Consider the following 16,587-nt stretch of genomic DNA (forward strand, 5'->3'; position numbering starts at 1 on the left):
AAAATAAAATTACGACTAACCGGAACGGCCCTGGCCGCGTCCGCATTGCCCTTTGCCGCCCATTTCCGCCCCGCGCCTGCTCTTCGCCGTCACCACCGACCTATGCTTCGACCAGCGCATGCAGCGCATCTGCGGCAGCCTGGCGGCGGCCGGCTACCGGGTGCAGCTGGTGGGCTGGCAGCGGCCCGCCTCGCCCCCACTCACCCCGCAGCCTTACCAACAGCACCGCCTGCGCGGTTGGTTTCAGAAGGGCAAGCTGTTTTACGTAGAGTACAACCTGCGGCTGTTTTTTTACCTGCTCAGCCAGCGCGCCGCCGCCTGGTGCGCCTGTGACCTCGACACGGCCTTGCCCATGTGGCTGCGCGCCCGCCTGGGCGGCCAGCCCCTGGTGTACGACGCCCACGAGCTATTCACTGAAGTGCCCGAGGTAGTGGCCCGGCCCGCCGTGCAGCGCATCTGGCGCTGGGTGGAAGGCTTCATCGTGCCGCGCGCCCGGTTGGCCTACACCGTGGGGCCGGCCCTGGCCCGGCTGTTTGAGCAACGCTACGGCCGGCCCTTCGGCGTGGTGCGCAACGTAAGTCGCCTGCGCGACGAGGAAACGCTGCCGCCCACGCCGAGTGCAGCGCCGTCCGGGGGCTACATCCTCTACCAGGGCGCGCTGAACGTGGGCCGTGGCCTGGAGCAACTGCTCGACGCCATGCCACAGGTGGCGGGGCGGCTGGTAATCTGCGGCGAGGGCGACCTCTCGGCCGAGCTGCGGGCGCAAGCCGAGCGGCTGGGCCTGCTGGCCTCGGGCCAGGTGGAGTTTCGCGGCTTCGTGCTGCCCGAGGCCTTGCGCGAGGTGACGCGCCACGCCGCTGTGGGCATCATGCTGCTCGAAAACGTGGGCCTGAGCTACTACTACTCATTGGCCAACAAGTTCTTCGACTACGTACACGCCGGCATCCCGCAGGTACTCATCGACTTCCCCGAATACCGCGCCCTCAACGACGAGTTTGACGTGGCCGAGCTGGTTTTGGACTTGCAACCTGCCACCCTGGCCCGCGCCCTCAACCGGCTGCTGCGCGATGAGCCCGCCCGCTACCAGCACCTGGCCGCCAACTGCCGCCGCGCCGCCCCCCAGCTCAGCTGGCAGCACGAGGAGCGGGAGCTGCGGCGGCTGTGGGCCGGGGTGGTGCCGGTGAATGGCTAAGGCCAGCACTGACTGAGACGGCGGCATTGTAATCCTCGTTCAAGCAGAACCCCTGTTATCATCTTCTGCATTTGCTTAGCTTCACGGCATGAAGAAGGGTGCCGCCTGCTTGTTCTTGGGATTATTTTTATCCCAGTGCGCCCCATCGGCCTCAGTTTCGACGCCGTCGCCGGTAGGTCGTTGGGAACAGTTGGGGGTGCGTAGGGTCACCTACGACGCTGCCGGACAACTCCTGGCAGACGAGTATAATGAAAACGCGCCGGGCAGCGTCTGGCTGGAATTGACGGCTAACAGCAAGGTCTACCTCTGGCACAATGGGTTTGCGAAACCCACCGGCACAATGTATATCTACCGCGCCGACACCCTCCGCTTCCGCGATACCCTTAATGGCGAAACGCTGCACCCTATTACCGTGTTAAGCCGCCACCGATTGATTTATCAGACGCACAAGCAAGAAAATGCTGGCACCGAGGATGCGACCTTCATGTACCGGCGCTAACCGCAGGATATCCTTGAATTCCAAGCATCGAAATGGCAGATTCCTTCATAACCCTTGTGGCAGGCGTAAAATATGAGAGGCAGGTAATAACCGCTTCTCTAGCAGACACAAACACCTTTTTTAACTGCTTTGGAGTTTGCACCAAGCTAGCCAATCCAATTCAATACGGTTAGCCCTCTTCAGAAGACATTAGCCCTCGGTATCCAGTCAGGCTTTCCTTGTACCCACTTGAAAAAACTTCTTCCCGCCCTGTTTCTCGGCACTGCTTGCTTCGCGGCCGGTGCCCTAGTGGCCCGCCCCAGCGCCCCCGACGAAATCACGGTGCCCCTGCTGCGCGCCGCCCAGCAGCTCATGGGCCTCAGCTTCACCGATGCCCAGCTCGACTCGACGCGCCGCAACCTGACGGGCTACCGCGACAGCTACGAGGCCCTGCGCAAGCTGGAAATGCCCAATAGCGTGACCCCGGCCGTGGGGTTCGACCCGCGCCCGCTGCGGCTGCGGCAGGCGCAGCTCAGCGGCGGGGGCAGCGCCGGCCGCCTGCCCGACGCGGGCAAGGTGAAGCTGCCCGCCAACCGCGACGACCTTGCCTTCTACACCGTGCGGCAGTTGGGCGAGCTACTGCGCACTAAGCAGGTTTCGTCGGAAGAGCTGACGACTTTTTTCCTGGCCCGGCTCAAGAAGTACGACCCCAAACTGCACTGTGTCATCACCCTCACTGAGGACTTGGCTTACCAGCAAGCCCGGCAGGCCGACGCCGAAATCCGGGCCGGGAAGTACCGCGGGCCGCTGCACGGCATCCCGTTTGGGGTGAAGGACTTGTTCAGTGCCAAGGGCTACAAAACCACTTGGGGCGCGGTGCCCTACAAGGAGCAGGTACTGGATGAAGACGCCGCCGTGGTGCAGCGCCTTCGCGAGGCCGGCGCTGTGCTCTGCGCCAAGCTCACGCTGGGCGAACTGGCGCAGGGCGACGTGTGGTTTGGCGAAAAAACCCGCACGCCCTGGGACGTGACCAAGGGCTCGAGCGGCTCATCGGCCGGCTCGGCCTCGGCGGTTGCTGCCGGGCTGCTGCCATTTGCCATCGGTACCGAAACGCTGGGCTCCATTCTCAGCCCGAGCACGGCCTGCGGCGTCACGGGCCTGCGTCCCACCTACGGCCGCGTGAGCCGCGCCGGCGCCATGGCCCTGAGCTGGACCATGGACAAAGCCGGCCCCCTGGCCCGCTCGGCCGAAGACTGCGCCCTGGTGCTGGCCGCCCTCACCGCCGCCGGCCCCGACGCCCGCGACCCTGCCACGATGCTGGCCCCCAACCGCTTCGCCTACGCCTTCGGCACCAGCCTGAAAAAGCTGCGTGTGGGCTACATCAAAAAGGCATTCGACCAGGACTACCCTACCAAGGCCAACGACCAGGCAGTGCTCGACGTGTTACGCCAGCTGGGCGTGGAGCTGGTGCCGCTGGAAATGCCCGCGCTGTCGGGCAATATCCTGCGCTTTGTGCTCACGGCCGAGGGCGCGGCGGCCTTCGACGACCTTACCCGCTCGGGCCGCGACGGGCAGATGGTGCTGCAAAACCGCTTCGCTTGGCCCAACACTTTCCGCTCCTCGCGCTTCATTCCGGCCGTGGAATACATTCAGGCCCAACGCGCCCGCAGCCTGCTCATCGAGCAAATGGACGAAAAGCTCCGGGGCATCGACTGCTACATCACGCCCACTTTCAGCGCCACGCTCGTCACCACCAACCTAACCGGGCACCCGGCCATTGCTCTGCCCAACGGCTTTACCGCCGCTGGCCTACCCACCACCATCACCTTCGTGGGCCAGCTCTACGAGGAAGGCAAGCTGCTGGCTCTGGCGAAGGCTTACCAGGATGCGACGGGGTTTGATGAGAAGCACCCAAATTTATAACCGTCATTGCGAGGGCGCAGCCCGGGGCAATCCGTCCTGTCAAAACCAGACACTCCCTTTTACCAGAACCAAAGGTCAGCGAAGCTAAAGCCCCGGCGCCACACAACGCCGGGGCTTTTGATTTTAAATTTGTCACTTCAATAGGCTGGTCGCTGAGAACAGGACGGATTGCTTCGGCTCTGCCTCGCAATGACAGGAAGCCGCTCAGCCATGCCAGAACTCCTCCCCCCCAATATCCTCGCCCAGCTCGCCCCCACCGCTGCCGACCCGCGGCCCGTGCTGCTCACCATTGCCGGCCCCACGGCCGTGGGCAAAACGGCCCTGTGCGTACAACTGGCCCAAGAGTTCGGCACCGAAATCGTGTCGGCCGACTCGCGCCAGTTCTTCCGCGAGCTGAGCATCGGCACGGCCAAGCCCACGCCTGAGGAAATGCTGGGCGTCCCCCACCACTTCATTGACAGCCACAGCATCAGCGAGGACTACAGTGCCGGCCGCTTTGCTGCCGACGCGCTGGCTGTACTGGAAAACCTGTTCCAAAAGCACCCGCTGGTCATCCTCACTGGCGGCTCGGGCCTCTACGTGCAGGCCGTGACGGACGGGCTCGACGAGCTGCCCAGCGTGCCGCCCGAAGTGCGCGCTCAGCTTCACGTGGAGCTGGCGGCCCACGGCCTCCCCCACCTCGTAGCCGAGCTGGCCGCTACCGACCCCGTGGCCCACGCCCGCATCGACCAGCAAAACCCCCAGCGCGTGGTGCGTGCCCTCGAAATCACGCGCAGCACCGGCCGCCCGTTTTCCAGCTTTCATAGCGAGGGCCCGCCGCCCGAAAATCCGCTTTTCCGCAACGTGAAAGTGGCGCTAACCCGCCCGCGGGAAGAATTGTACCAGCGCATCAACCTGCGCGTAGAGCACATGCTGGCCGCCGGCCTGCTCGAAGAAGTGCGTGCCGTCCTGCCCTACCGCCACCATCATGCACTACAAACCGTGGGCTACCAAGAAATATTCGGCTACCTCGACGGCGAGTACGACTGGGCCGAAGCCGTGCGCTTGCTCCAACGCAACACCCGCCGCTACGCCAAGCGCCAGCTTACCTGGCTGCGGCGGGATGCGGCGTATCAGTGGGTGGATTTAGGGTAGTTGTCCGTCATTGCGAGCATTCCGCGCATCAAGCGGCGACGAAGCAATCCGTCCTGTTAGGACCAGGCCCGCTCGTTTACCAAAAAGCCCCGGCGCTGCGCAGTACCGGGGCTTTGTCACATTATTAGGCTACTCGCGGTTGAGAGGACGGATTGCCGCGGGCTGCGCCCTCGCAATGACAGACGTTTCAACTACACGCTTAGAATCTCCACCATCCGCATGAAGCTCTGGTTGATGAGCTTTTTCTTGTTAATGGTATCAATGAAAGGTGTATAAACCAGCTTCTTGTCGATGATGCCAGCCATTACGTTGCGCATGCCGTTCATGAGGCCTTCCACGGCGGCGATGCCGATTTGGGAGCCCAGCAGGCGGTCGGCGGCGGTGGGTGAGCCGCCGCGCTGAATATGGCCGATAACCGTCACGCGGGTGTCGAGCTGCGGAATGGCTTCTTTCACGCGGGCTGCTACCTGGGTGGCATTTCCCTCCTCGTCGCCTTCGGCCACGATGACGATAAACGAGGTTTTGGAACGCTCCCAGCCGGCCTGCAGGGTTTCCACCACCACGTCGGTGCTCATCTGGGTTTCGGGAATCATTACGATTTCGGCCCCGCCCCCGATGGCGCAGGGAATGGCGATGTAGCCCGAGTCGCGGCCCATCACTTCCACGAAAAAGCACCGGTCGTGCGAGTCGGCCGTGTCCCGGATTTTGTCGATGCAATCCAGCGCCGTATTCACGGCCGTGTCGTAGCCAATGGTGTAGTCGGTGCCGTAGAGGTCGTTGTCGATGGTGCCCGGCGCGCCCACCGTCGGAATGCCAAATTCCTCCTCGAAGATGGTAGCCCCCGTGAAAGTGCCGTTGCCGCCAATGGCCACCAGGCCTTCAATGCCGTGGTTCACCAGCTGGTCGAAGGCCTGCTGGCGGCCTTCCTTGGTCATGAATTTCAGGCTGCGGGCCGATTTGAGAATGGTGCCGCCCTTCTGCACCGTGTTGGAAACCGAAGCGGAGTCGAGCCGCACAAATTCACCTTTAATCATGCCGCTGTAGCCGCGCATGATGCCGTATACCTCAATGCCGTGATACGTGGCCGTGCGTACCACCGCCCGAATGGCGGCGTTCATGCCCGGCGAATCGCCGCCGCTGGTAAATACTGCTATTCTTTTCATCTACTGAACCTTAAATCAAGCGGGCGCACCAACGGCGCCCAAACCCCGCAAAGTTGGCGAAACGATTGCAAACACCCAGCGGTAAGCTGAAGAATGTTGAAAACGGCCGCGTTATCTTTTTTTCAACATTTCGCGTATTCAGGTGAAAAACCGGTTGGTTTTTCGTGTACCTTACCTCTACAATTGGCCGGTAAGGCCACTAAATCATCTTCCACCTTTCAATTCCCACGTTTTATGTTCGGTTTCTTCGAAAATGAGCAGGCCAAAAAAATTAAAGGCCATTTGCTGAACCTGGCGGCCCTGGCCAAGGCGGACGGCCACATCGACGCCCGGGAAATGAACTTCATCCTGGCCGTAGGCAAGAAGAACGGCCTGAGCCAATCCGAGGTGCAAGCCTTGGTTTCGGGTGCCAAAGGCACCAGCAACGACCTCCCCACCAACGACTCCGAGCGCTTCGACCAGATTTTCGACCTCGTAGACATGATGCTCGCCGACGGCGTGGTGGACGAGACCGAGATGGAGTTCTGCATCATGATGGCCGAGAAGCTGGGCTTCCGCAAAGCCATTGTGGGCGTGCTGGTGCGCAAAATTTCGCAAGGCGTGAAAGACGGTATCCCCCGGGAGCGCATCAAGGAGGAAAGCAATTCCTTCCTGAACTACAACGAGTTGCCCCGGCCTACGGTTACCTTGTAGGCCTATGGCAAAACCTTACTAACCCGATAGTCGACTCGACCAATCCCGGCCCGCCGCTCCTGTTTGCTCAGGCTTGCGGCGGGCCGGCTTGCATTAGCAAGCGCGGGCCTAAGCCACGCCGGTAACGTGCGAAATAGCGCGCAGCAAGGCCGCGCAGGCTTCGTCAATCTGTTCATCGCTGATGATGAGTGGCGGGGCCAACCGCAGCGAATTGTCGCAGAACAGGAACCAGTCGGTTAGAATCCCTTCGTGGGCCAGGGCATGGTCGATAATGGGCTTGAGCACTTCAAACGACTCAAATTCCACGGCCATCAGCAACCCGGCCCCGCGCACGGCCCGAATGGCCGGGTGCCGCAGCTGCGCCCGAAACCGCGCCGCCTTTTCGGCCACGCCCTCCGCCAGCCGCTCCTGCTGAATGACTTGCAGCGTAGCCAGCGCCGCCGCGCAGCTCACCGGGTGCCCGCCAAAGGTGGTGCAGTGCCCCAGGATGGGGTTGGTTTTGAAGCCCGACATAATTTCGGTGCTCGATATAAACGCGCCGATGGGCATGCCGCCGCCCATGCCCTTGGCACACACCAGAATGTCGGGCTCGATGCCGAACTGCTCGAAGGCCCACATGCTGCCCGTGCGCCCATAGCCGCACTGAATCTCGTCGAGAATGAGCAGAGCACCCACTTCGGTGCAGCGGGCGCGCAGGGCCGGCAGGTATTCGGGACTGGGCACGCGCACGCCGGCCTCGCCCTGCACGGTTTCGATGATGACAGCGGCCGTGTGCTCCGTTATCAATTCCAAATCAGTCAGCTCGTTGTGGCGGATGTGGCGCACGTCGGGCAGCAGCGGGCGGAAGCTGTTTTTAAAGCCCTCGGAGCCGGTGATGGACAGGGCGCCGTGGGTGGAGCCGTGGTAGGCGTTGAGGCAGGAAATGAGCTCGGTGCGGCCGGTGTGGCGCTTGGCCAGCTTCAGGGCGCCTTCGATGGCTTCGGCACCGGAGTTGGTGAAATACACCGAATCGAGCTGCGCGGGCAGGGTGCGGTGGATGGCCTCGGCCAGCTGGGCGGGCACGGCCTGCACCAGTTCACCGTACACCATCAGGTGCAGGTACTTGTCGAGCTGGGCCTGGATGCCGGCCAGCACGTGCGGGTGGCGGTGGCCCACATTGCTCACGCCGATGCCCGAAATCAGGTCGAGGTAGCGGCGGCCGTCGGGACCGTACATGTAGATGCCCTCGGCCCGCTCAATTTCCAGCAGCAGCGGAAAATCGGAGGTTTGGGCCTGGTGGCGCAGGAATAATTGGCGAGGCGTCAGAACCACGGATTTATAGGATTTAAGCGGATTGGTCGGATTTAAACCGTCTGTCATCCTGAGCGCAGCGAAGGACCTTCTCCCGTTAGAGGGTTTCGAAATGCGCCCTTCGCTGCGCTCGGAATGACAGACAATTCCCAAAACCAACAACAATTCATTTCGATTATCCCGCAAAAATAACGAGGCCGCTGCGGGGGCAGCGGCCTCGGGACATAGCTCAGAAAGAAACGAACTCAGTCGGTGCCCGGCGCTGGCGTGGCGCCACCCGCCCCGGCCACGCGCTTGATGACTTCTTTGGTAAAATCACGCTCGGCCTGAAACAGCTGAGCCACCTGGCGCATGGAAATCACCTTCTGGAACTTGTCGAAGTACTCCTTTTCCAGGTTCAGCTCCTGCTGGCGCATGGCGAAGGATTGGGTGAGGTTGTCGCGGATTTGCTGGTCGGTCATGCCCTCGGTCACGTCGCGGCGCAGCAGGCGGCCGCTGCGGTTGATTTCGCGGCGCTTGGCCGAAAATTCATTGTAGAGCGGCCAGAACTTCTGGGCCTGGTCCTGGGTGAGCGAAACGCGGTTGGTGATGAAGGCAATCTTGGCGTTTTCGAGCTGGCCGAGGCGCTGGCCTCCGCGGCCGCCCAGGCCCGGGCCGCCAAAACCGCCCTGCGCGTGCACGGCCGGCGCGGCCGCGAGCAGCAAGGCTGCCAAGCTCGATAATCGAAAAACAGATTTGATAGAAGGCATATTCAAAAGGAGATTACAAATAAGTCAGGTCTTCGGACGGCTGCGCGTCCAGGGCGTTGGTCAGTTCCTCGTCCGACGCCTGGATGAAGCCCTTGGCGATGTTGGGGTGGGCAGCGGTAAGCACGGCGAGGTCAGAATTTTCGACGCGGGCGCCGCTGGTGAGCAGGTAGCCTACCAGTTCGGTGCGCGGCACGGCATCGAGCGCGGCGGTAGAAGCGGTGGAGGGTACCAACCGCGGTGTGCCGCTCAGGTAGAACGAAGCCGCAAAGCCGCTCAGCACGGCCACCGAGGCCAGGCTGGTACGCAATGCGGGTGTGAGCCAGGCCAGCCAGCCGGACGCGGCGGTGCGGGCTTCGGCCTGGGGCAGGCGGGCCATTATCTGCGTAGGTAGCTTATCGAAGTAGCCCGCCGGCGGCTCGCTCAGCGGGTGGGGCCGCCGGGGGTGCGCGTCGAGCTTAAATGAAGTTTTCATGGCTATTGGATGAAGAACAGGGGGCGGCGTTTAACTCCGCAAGTAAAAATTTGTCTTTTGGCTGATTAATCGTCGGTAGTACGGGTCACGTATTCTTCCACTTTTTTCACGGCGTGGTGGTAGCTGGCCTTCAGGGCGCCCACGCTGGTGCCCGTTATTTCGGCCATTTGCTCGTAGGGCATTTCGTCGTAGTAACGCAGGTTGAAGACGAGGCGCTGCTTGTCGGGCAGGCGCAGGATGGCCTTTTGTAGCTTCAGCTCCACTTCGTCGCCGGCCACGGCGGGGTCGGCTTCAATTTTGGCGGCCAGCTCGGCGCCCACGTCATTAAGTGGCAGCAGAAACTTGCGCCGCTTGCTGCTCAGGAAATTGAGGCACTCGTTGGTGGCAATGCGGTAAATCCAGGTAAACAACTGGGCGTCTTGCCGGAAGTTTTCGAGGTGCTTCCACACCTTCACAAACACGTCCTGGGTGAGGTCGTCGGCGTCGTCGTGGTCCACCACCATCTTGCGCACGTGCCAGTACACCTTGCTCTGGTACTTGCGCACGAGCTGATTGAACGCCAGATTGCGCGAAGCCGGGTCTTGAAACTTGAGGAGGATTTCGTGGTCTTCCAAACGCGCGATGCTGGCAAAAATGACCCTTTGGAGGCTTTAAGGTCGGCAATGTTTAAACACGGCCGAAATATTCTTCATCTTTAATGGCTTTTTTGGCCCCACCATTCACTCGTTCAATTCATTAAATGCCATCCAAAACGTACTACCTCGACCCTGCCCGCACCGATGCCCTCACCGTTGAGTGGGGGTTTTTATACCGCAATTTCACCGTTCGCTACGCCGGTCAGGAGCTTACCGCCACCAACCCCGACACCAAAATTGCCCAAGGCCGCCAATACCCCCTCCCCGACGGCCGCATGTTCTCGGCCCAACTCCGCGAAGACCGGTGGCCGCAGCAACTCGAACTGCTACTTGATGGCCAGCCCGTGCCCGGCAGCGGCACCCACCCAGTCGAAAGCCTCAAGCAAGCGTGGTACACCCTGCTTTTTGTGGGCGCCCTCAGCATGGGGCTGGGCGCGCTGGCGGAGTTCGGGCGGGTCGAGGTTCTGCAGCAGAATGGCGTCGGCTGGGGCTCCATCATTGAGGGAGCCATCTTTCTGGGACTGGGCTGGCTGGGCTACGCCAAACGCTCCGCCCCCGCGCTCACCACGGCCCTGGTGCTGCTTGTGTTAGACGGGGTGGTGAGCTTCAAAAACGCTATGCTCGCCAGCCACACGCCGGGTATTGGCTTTTTGATGATGCGCTTCTTCTTTTGCGTGGCAGTATTTCGCGGCATAAAAGCAGCTAAGCAATTGCGAATTGAAGAGGCAATAATTCCTGAGCCATTGCAAACCGGTTTATAAGGCGCTGCATAGTTAGCAGCGCTTTACGCTAAAGAATTTTAAGTATTAATTTCTTCAACAAGACATCATGGAAGCCAAACTTTTGACTGAAAAAAGCAGGTTGCAGGAAATCTATGATTTGCGAGTTGCCGCTTATGAAGAATCACCTTACGCAAAGTTTATCAACAGGGAGAAATACCCGCATGGCTATTTCGACGAGTTAGACCCGCTTGACTCCACCTACCACTGGATTGTGGAAGATGAGCAAAACAATATCATAGGCGCTGTAAGAGCAGCCGTTTTAACTGATTTAGCCGCTCTTGAGGAGGATGTTGCACATCTGGATTTGCCTCAGAATGTGCCCTTCGCTTATTGCGGCAGAACTGCTGTGCATCCCAAAGCTCGGGGTGGCCGGGTAATGCTCCAGTTGGACCATGCCATTCGCAATTTCATTGCGGACAATTCATCGATAAAGTTTGCCCTCTGTTTTGTCATTCCCGAACGGGCTAATGCCGTTGTGCGACTAGGCTTTCATTCAATTGGGTTCGTGCAATATGATTGGGGTAATGGAGAAGAAACGGCGTTGGAGACCTTCCTTTTGAACAAATAAGTAAGGCCCGCTGCTGGTAGCTTTTGCATTAAAAGCAAATTCAACGTTTTCCAACAACGGCAAGGCCCCGCAACTGAACAGTTGCGGGGCCTTGCCGTTGTTGGAAAACGGCTAATCACTCTACGTCATCGGCAACTCCGTAGCGGGAAAATGGCGGTTATTTCCCCACATAAGAGCAAGTCCAGCGGTTATCCGGAATGGTTGGAAACACCAAGAAAAACTTGTCGGGCCGGTCTATCTTTTCGGCTTTGCCATGGTCCAGATACCCACCCGTAAACAACAAATTCCCGCTTTGGTCCACGGTGTATTTGCCCTTGCTGGGCTTCTCAAAACCGGAGTAGAAATAAGTACCATCGGCATTTAGCGTAAACGAGCCGTGAGGAATGTACTCGTAAGAACCTCCCCTGTATTTGCTGGCCGTACAACCGTATTTACCCATTTTAGGCATGAGTGCCTGAGGTGTTTGCGCTGTTAGTCTGGCCGAAATCACGCTAAGCAAAGCGCAGCTAATTCCTGTGATTAAGAGTTGCTTTTTCATATTCTTTCACGGCTTTTTATGCCGCCTGCAAGTAAATGCCAACCATCACAAGTTGAAAGTGAGGCGCTTCAAAATTTGCTTTGCTATTTATTCTTCGCTCAATAATAATTTATAAAAAAGACCCTCAGCCACGCGGCTGAGGGTCTTTTTTCACTACTTACTGTCCTCGAAAGCTTATTTCTTCCGCTTCATCACGGCCTCCACGGCGGCTACGATGGCGGCTTCGTTCAGCTTGTATTTCTCCATCAGCTGGTCGGGGGTGCCGCTTTCGCCGAAGCTGTCGTGCACGGCCACCATTTCCAGGGGCAGGGGCTCCTCGCGGGCCAGCAGTTGGGCGATGCTGTCGCCGAGGCCACCGTTCATCTGGTGCTCTTCGGCCGTCACCACGCAGCGGGTTTTGCGCACCGAGGCGAGGATGGCCTCGTCATCGAGCGGCTTGATGGTGTGGATGTTGATGATTTCAGCGTTGATGCCTTTCTCGGCCAGCAGCTTGCCGGCCAGCACGGCTTTCCACACGAGGTGGCCGGTGGCGAAGATGCTCACGTCGGTACCTTCGTTCAGAGTCCAGGCTTTGCCGATTTCAAACTTCTGGTCGACGGGCGTGAAGTTGGGCACCACGGGGCGGCCGAAACGCAGGTACACCGGGCCGTGGTGCTCGGCAATGGCGATGGTGGCGGCCTTCGTCTGGTTGTAGTCGCAGGGGTTGATGACGGTCATGCCAGGCAGCATTTTCATCATGCCCAGGTCTTCCAGAATCTGGTGGGTGGCGCCGTCTTCGCCCAGCGTGAGGCCGGCGTGCGAGGCGCAAATTTTCACGTTCTTATCCGAGTAAGCAATGCTCTGACGAATCTGGTCATACACGCGGCCGGTGCTGAAGTTGGCAAAGGTCCCCGTGAAGGGGATTTTGCCGCCAATGGTCATGCCCGCGGCCACGCCCATCATATTGGCCTCGGCGATGCCCACCTGGAAAAACCGGTCGGGGTTTTCCTTCTTGAAGGCGTCCATTTTGAGCGAGCCGGTGAGGTCGGCGCAAAGGGCCACCACGTTGGGGTTGGTTTTGCCCAGCTCGGCCAGGCCCGCGCCGAAGCCGCTGCGGGTGTCTTTCGATTCGGTGTAGGGGAAGTCTTTCATGGAGAAGTAAGGTTTAGGGGCCTTGCAGGCCTAGCGTTGCGAATTAGTTGTAGCGTTTATCCTGTTTATGCCACAGGTACTGCCGAACGGCCTCATTGGCGGCGCGGTCGTGCGGGTGGTGGTTGCGGTAAATCATTTTCTCGACCAGCACCGGGTCGTCACGATGAAACTGGCGCACCAGGTCATCGGCCGAAGTGTACATCAGCAGGCCACCCAATGCGGCCAACACGAGGGCTCGCACGTTTATGCGCTGGTTAAGCAACAGGAGAATGACGGCGGTAAAAAGCGTGCCCTCTCCTACTATTAGCATCGTCTGACTGCCGTTCCAAGACATCAGTTTGAATAGCATGCCAACCAGCAGAACCGCGCTGCTCATGTTGATGAGTTTGGGTAACAATATGTCAACCAGAAATGAAGCCGGTTTTGAAGACTCCCCAATCTGCGTATCCTGTCTTGGGTAGCTTTTTGCTGACGAATCGTCCTCAGGAATGCGAGACGGGGCATAGGCCGTCAGAAAATAGACCAGACTAAGAGTAGCCAGGCCAACAATGAGCGCTGTACTTCCTCCTTCCAATTGCGTCCATTTAGCAACAAAGCCCAGAATGGCTACAACCCAAGCTACTATATGGAGCTTGGGCAGCAGCGTATCAAATAGAAATGACTTTTGCATGCTTGACTTCATGGTCTAAGCTACTTCCCAAAAATGGCCACCGAGGTTGTTTGCCCGCTGCGGATGGTGAAGTTGCGCACGTCCGTAAACTTGCTACCGGTGCTGTTGCTGGTGCGGAACACCAAACGGTAGGCGCCCGGCTGCATGGGCAGGTTCACTTTGCTGCTGCCGCCGTAGGGCAGGTCGTAAATCCAAGTCTGCGACTCGTCGTCGTTCAGCTCATAAATGCTGCCGTAGCCTTTTAAGTCCGACGTGATGTTTAGCGTACCGGGTGCGGCGTACGTGAAGGTGTATTCCTGACCTTGTTTGATGGTGAGGCGGCGCACGGTGCGGGGCAGCGTGAGGGCTTCCACTTCGTAGTTGCCGGCCAGCAGCTTCTGGCGGGTGCCGAAAGTGCCGGCCGTGACGGTGGCGCCCGCCTGGCTGCGCACCACCGCCCGAATGGTGCCGTAGGGGTTGGGCGTGAGGGGCGGGTTTTGCAGCCAGAGGGTGCCCTGCGGCGTTTTGAAGGTGAAGACGTTGGCCTTGCCGGGCTTGATGGGCAGGTTGGCCTGGCGCACAGGCGGCACGGTGTTTATCACAAGGTCGTAGCTCTGCAGGGCGTCGATGTCGAGCACGTCGGGCTTGCCCTGGGCGTCGCGGTAGTGCACGTAGTTGTACTCGGGCTGCTCGGTCACGTTGTTCACGAAGGTCATGTTGACGTTCGTTTCCACGGGCTTGCCGTTGGCATCGGTCAGGTTCACCGAGACGGTGGTTTTGCTCAGCGTTTGGGCAATGACGTCGTCCATCACCGTGCGGAAGGTTTTCACCTCGGCGGCGTTGTAATACTGGCCCAGGCATTCGAGCTGCTTGCCGAAGTCTCGCTCAGCCCCAATGCCAATGACGAAAGGCTTGAGGAAAACGTGCTTGCGCTGCAGGGCAATGGAAGCCGCGCAGGGGTCGCGGTTGCACGATTCGAGGCCGTCGGTAATCAGCAGCAGCACGTTGCGCGAGGTCTTATCCATCGGGAAGTCGTTGGCCGACTGCTCCAGCGAGTAGGTGATGGGCGTGTTGCCCTGGGCCTTGAGCGTGGTCAGCTTGTCCTTAATGGCCTTGGCGTTGCGCGGGGCAAAGGGCACTTCCAGGCGCGAGTCCTGGCAGTTCTTGTCAGCATTCGGAAACTGGTGGCCGTACACGCGCAAACCCAGCTCTAGGTTGGGGTAGGCGTTGAGCGAGTCCACCATCTTGCTAAGCATGCGCTTGGCCACGTTCCAGCGCGGCTGCCCTTCCCAGGGCGCCATCATCGAGCCCGAGGCATCCAAAAGAAACAGAATGCGGGTGACTTTGGGCTTCTCGGGTGCGGCGTTCTGGGCGTGGGCGGTTTGGCTACTTAGGAGCGCGAGGAATAACAGTACTGCCCAGACGTGGCGCCTCCCCCCCCGGCCCCCTCTCCCATAGAGAGGGGGAGCCTGACGATTCTGCACGGAGCATAACCGGTGCCCCCTCTCCATCGGAGAGGGGGTCAGGGGGTGAGGCGTTACTTCTAGACAATACCGCATCGAAAAGCCTTAGTAATCCCCTTCGGTGCCCACTTTCAGCTGGTCGAGGGCTTCGGCCAGTTGCTGGTCGTTCGGAGCCACGCCGTGCCACTTGTGGCCGTCCATCATGAAGTCGACGCCGAAGCCCATTTTCGTGTCCATCACAAACATGATGGGCTTGGCTTTGCCGGTGGCGGCCACGCAATTTTCGAGCATGGGCAGCAGGGCATCGAAGTGGTTGCCGTCGCCCTCAAACACCTGCCAGCCGAAGGCCTTGAACTTGGCGCCGATGTCGCCGAGGCCGCCGATTTGGTCGGTCGAGCCGTCAATCTGCTGGCCGTTGCGGTCCACGATGGCAATCAGGTTGTCGATTTTGTGGTGGGCGGCGTAGAGGGCCGCCTCCCAGTTCTGACCTTCTTCCAACTCGCCGTCGCCCATCAGCACGAATACGCGCTGCTTGTCGCCATTGAGCTTTTTGGCCTGGGCGGCGCCGCAGGCCACGCTCAGGCCCTGGCCCAGCGAGCCCGAGGCCACCCGGATGCCCGGCAGGCCCTCGTGGGTGGTGGGGTGGCCCTGCAGGCGCGAGTTGATTTTGCGGAAGGTGGCCAGCTCGCTCACCGGGAAGTAGCCCGAGCGCGCCAGGCACGAATACATGGTAGCCGAGGTGTGGCCGTTTGAGAGGAAAAACAAGTCCTGGTCCTTGCCGTCCATGTCGAAGGGCTCGGGGTGGTGCTTCATCACCTTGAAGTAGAGCGCCACCAGCAAGTCGGTGATGCCCAGCGAGCCGCCGGGGTGGCCCGAGTTCACGGCGTGCACCATGCGCACGATGTCGCGGCGCACCTGGGTGGCAATTTCCTTGAGCTCCTCGTTGCTTTTTTCGGGCTTTTCGACGGTTTTCGGGGTGGTGGTATCGGCCATTAGTTCGGGTGAAATTGGTTTCGTTGAGGGTAAAGGTAGCACACGAGGCAATGGGGAAACAGGCGTTTTTCGCGGGGTGCCTATTGCAAACGGTCCCGATAGCGCAGGCCCGGGGCTCCCCTAATCGGAAACGGCAGAAGCCCGCCTGCCCCGCCACTACTTCAGCAGCTGGGCGGCGTGTTCCTTGGTGTCTACTTTCTTAATCACCTTCTCAATCACGCCGTTTTCGTCAATCAGAAACGTGGTGCGCACGGTGCCCATGTAGGTTTTGCCGTAGTTTTTCTTTTCCTGCCACACGCCGTACGCCTCCACGATTTTCTTTTCAGTATCAACCAGCAGCGGGAACGGCAGGTCGTACTTCAGGGCGAATTTTTGGTGGACGGCCTCGTTGTCGATGCTCACGCCGATAACCTGAATGTTGCCGGCTTTTAGCTCCTCCTGGTGGTCGCGCAGGTTGCAGGCCTGGGCGGTGCAGCCGGGCGTGTCGTCTTTGGGGTAGAAATAAAGGGCCACTTTCTGGCCGCGGAAGTCGTGCAGGCTGACGGTGTTGCCGTCCTGGTCCTGGGCGGTGAAATCGGGAGCGGGCTGGCCGGGTTGGGGAAGCATGGGCGTTTAAGTATTAATTTTTATTTGAACACAAAAGAACGTCATGCCGAGCGCAGCCGAGGCATCTCGCGTACGCAACGCAATCCAATCGATTGAGTCACTAGTGCACGCGAGATGCCTCGGCTGCG

Annotated in this window: 18 protein-coding genes; 7 read left to right on the top strand and 11 right to left on the bottom strand. The window is 59.9% G+C overall.

Going from position 1 to position 16,587, the window contains the following annotated elements:
- Positions 1 to 52 precede the first annotated feature (52 nt).
- From I2I01_RS05980 to miaA, 4 genes are all read left to right on the top strand, one after another.
- Positions 53 to 1,192 (top strand): glycosyltransferase, encoded by a 1,140-nt coding sequence (locus tag I2I01_RS05980; protein ID WP_196285489.1) that lies wholly within the window; start codon positions 53 to 55, stop codon positions 1,190 to 1,192.
- Between the two features lie 88 nt (positions 1,193 to 1,280).
- On the top strand, positions 1,281 to 1,691 hold the full coding sequence (locus I2I01_RS05985) for a hypothetical protein (RefSeq protein WP_196285490.1): 411 nt from the start codon (positions 1,281 to 1,283) through the stop codon (positions 1,689 to 1,691).
- 228 nt (positions 1,692 to 1,919) lie between these two features.
- The gene (locus tag I2I01_RS05990) at positions 1,920 to 3,593 is read left to right on the top strand and encodes an amidase (RefSeq protein WP_211537834.1); all 1,674 of its coding nucleotides are present in this window, start codon (positions 1,920 to 1,922) and stop codon (positions 3,591 to 3,593) included.
- A gap of 210 nt (positions 3,594 to 3,803) precedes the next feature.
- Entirely contained in the window at positions 3,804 to 4,727 is a 924-nt protein-coding gene (gene miaA, locus I2I01_RS05995) for a tRNA (adenosine(37)-N6)-dimethylallyltransferase MiaA (RefSeq protein WP_196285491.1), read from the top strand.
- Between the two features lie 191 nt (positions 4,728 to 4,918).
- Here the strand turns inward: miaA and pfkA are convergent, their stop codons facing one another.
- Positions 4,919 to 5,890, bottom strand: coding sequence for a 6-phosphofructokinase (gene pfkA, locus I2I01_RS06000; RefSeq protein WP_196285492.1), 972 nt, complete (start codon positions 5,888 to 5,890; stop codon positions 4,919 to 4,921).
- Between the two features lie 234 nt (positions 5,891 to 6,124).
- On the opposite strand from pfkA, the gene I2I01_RS06005 reads away from it, so the two are divergent.
- Positions 6,125 to 6,583 carry a tellurite resistance TerB family protein gene (locus I2I01_RS06005; protein ID WP_196285493.1) on the top strand — a complete coding sequence of 153 codons (459 nt, stop codon included), beginning with the start codon at positions 6,125 to 6,127 and terminating at the stop codon, positions 6,581 to 6,583.
- A 108-nt stretch (positions 6,584 to 6,691) separates the two neighbouring features.
- On the opposite strand, the gene I2I01_RS06010 is transcribed toward I2I01_RS06005, so the two are convergent.
- The 4 genes from I2I01_RS06010 to I2I01_RS06025 all read right to left on the bottom strand — a co-directional run bounded on the left by I2I01_RS06010 (position 6,692) and on the right by I2I01_RS06025 (position 9,708).
- Entirely contained in the window at positions 6,692 to 7,888 is a 1,197-nt protein-coding gene (locus I2I01_RS06010; RefSeq protein ID WP_196285590.1) for an aspartate aminotransferase family protein, read from the bottom strand.
- Positions 7,889 to 8,118: 230 nt separating this feature from the next.
- The gene (locus I2I01_RS06015; protein ID WP_196285494.1) at positions 8,119 to 8,622 is read right to left on the bottom strand and encodes a hypothetical protein; all 504 of its coding nucleotides are present in this window, start codon (positions 8,620 to 8,622) and stop codon (positions 8,119 to 8,121) included.
- 13 nt (positions 8,623 to 8,635) lie between these two features.
- Positions 8,636 to 9,094 carry a hypothetical protein gene (locus I2I01_RS06020; protein ID WP_196285495.1) on the bottom strand — a complete coding sequence of 153 codons (459 nt, stop codon included), beginning with the start codon at positions 9,092 to 9,094 and terminating at the stop codon, positions 8,636 to 8,638.
- Positions 9,095 to 9,159: 65 nt separating this feature from the next.
- A complete protein-coding gene (locus I2I01_RS06025; RefSeq protein ID WP_196285496.1) occupies positions 9,160 to 9,708 on the bottom strand; it encodes an RNA polymerase sigma factor in 549 nt (182 codons plus the stop codon).
- 125 nt (positions 9,709 to 9,833) lie between these two features.
- Between I2I01_RS06025 and I2I01_RS06030 the strand changes: the two genes are divergently transcribed.
- Together I2I01_RS06030 and I2I01_RS06035 are read left to right on the top strand one after the other, a co-directional pair.
- On the top strand, positions 9,834 to 10,490 hold the full coding sequence (locus I2I01_RS06030) for a hypothetical protein (RefSeq protein WP_196285497.1): 657 nt from the start codon (positions 9,834 to 9,836) through the stop codon (positions 10,488 to 10,490).
- A gap of 67 nt (positions 10,491 to 10,557) precedes the next feature.
- Entirely contained in the window at positions 10,558 to 11,079 is a 522-nt protein-coding gene (locus I2I01_RS06035; RefSeq protein WP_196285498.1) for a lysophospholipid acyltransferase family protein, read from the top strand.
- Between the two features lie 157 nt (positions 11,080 to 11,236).
- Here the strand turns inward: I2I01_RS06035 and I2I01_RS06040 are convergent, their stop codons facing one another.
- The 6 genes from I2I01_RS06040 to bcp all read right to left on the bottom strand — a co-directional run bounded on the left by I2I01_RS06040 (position 11,237) and on the right by bcp (position 16,459).
- The gene (locus tag I2I01_RS06040; RefSeq protein ID WP_196285499.1) at positions 11,237 to 11,617 is read right to left on the bottom strand and encodes a hypothetical protein; all 381 of its coding nucleotides are present in this window, start codon (positions 11,615 to 11,617) and stop codon (positions 11,237 to 11,239) included.
- 174 nt (positions 11,618 to 11,791) lie between these two features.
- On the bottom strand, positions 11,792 to 12,748 hold the full coding sequence (locus I2I01_RS06045; RefSeq protein WP_196285500.1) for a transketolase family protein: 957 nt from the start codon (positions 12,746 to 12,748) through the stop codon (positions 11,792 to 11,794).
- A 43-nt stretch (positions 12,749 to 12,791) separates the two neighbouring features.
- Positions 12,792 to 13,430, bottom strand: a complete 639-nt coding sequence (locus tag I2I01_RS06050) for a GldL-related protein (RefSeq protein ID WP_196285501.1) — start codon at positions 13,428 to 13,430, stop codon at positions 12,792 to 12,794.
- Between the two features lie 8 nt (positions 13,431 to 13,438).
- A complete protein-coding gene (locus I2I01_RS06055; protein ID WP_211537836.1) occupies positions 13,439 to 14,719 on the bottom strand; it encodes a vWA domain-containing protein in 1,281 nt (426 codons plus the stop codon).
- A gap of 246 nt (positions 14,720 to 14,965) precedes the next feature.
- Positions 14,966 to 15,853, bottom strand: a complete 888-nt coding sequence (locus tag I2I01_RS06060) for a transketolase (RefSeq protein WP_196285503.1) — start codon at positions 15,851 to 15,853, stop codon at positions 14,966 to 14,968.
- 156 nt (positions 15,854 to 16,009) lie between these two features.
- Positions 16,010 to 16,459, bottom strand: coding sequence for a thioredoxin-dependent thiol peroxidase (gene bcp, locus I2I01_RS06065; protein ID WP_196285504.1), 450 nt, complete (start codon positions 16,457 to 16,459; stop codon positions 16,010 to 16,012).
- Between the last annotated feature and the right edge of the window lie 128 nt (positions 16,460 to 16,587).

The organism is Hymenobacter properus, from assembly GCF_015694735.1.
GTDB classification, from domain to species: domain Bacteria; phylum Bacteroidota; class Bacteroidia; order Cytophagales; family Hymenobacteraceae; genus Hymenobacter; species Hymenobacter properus.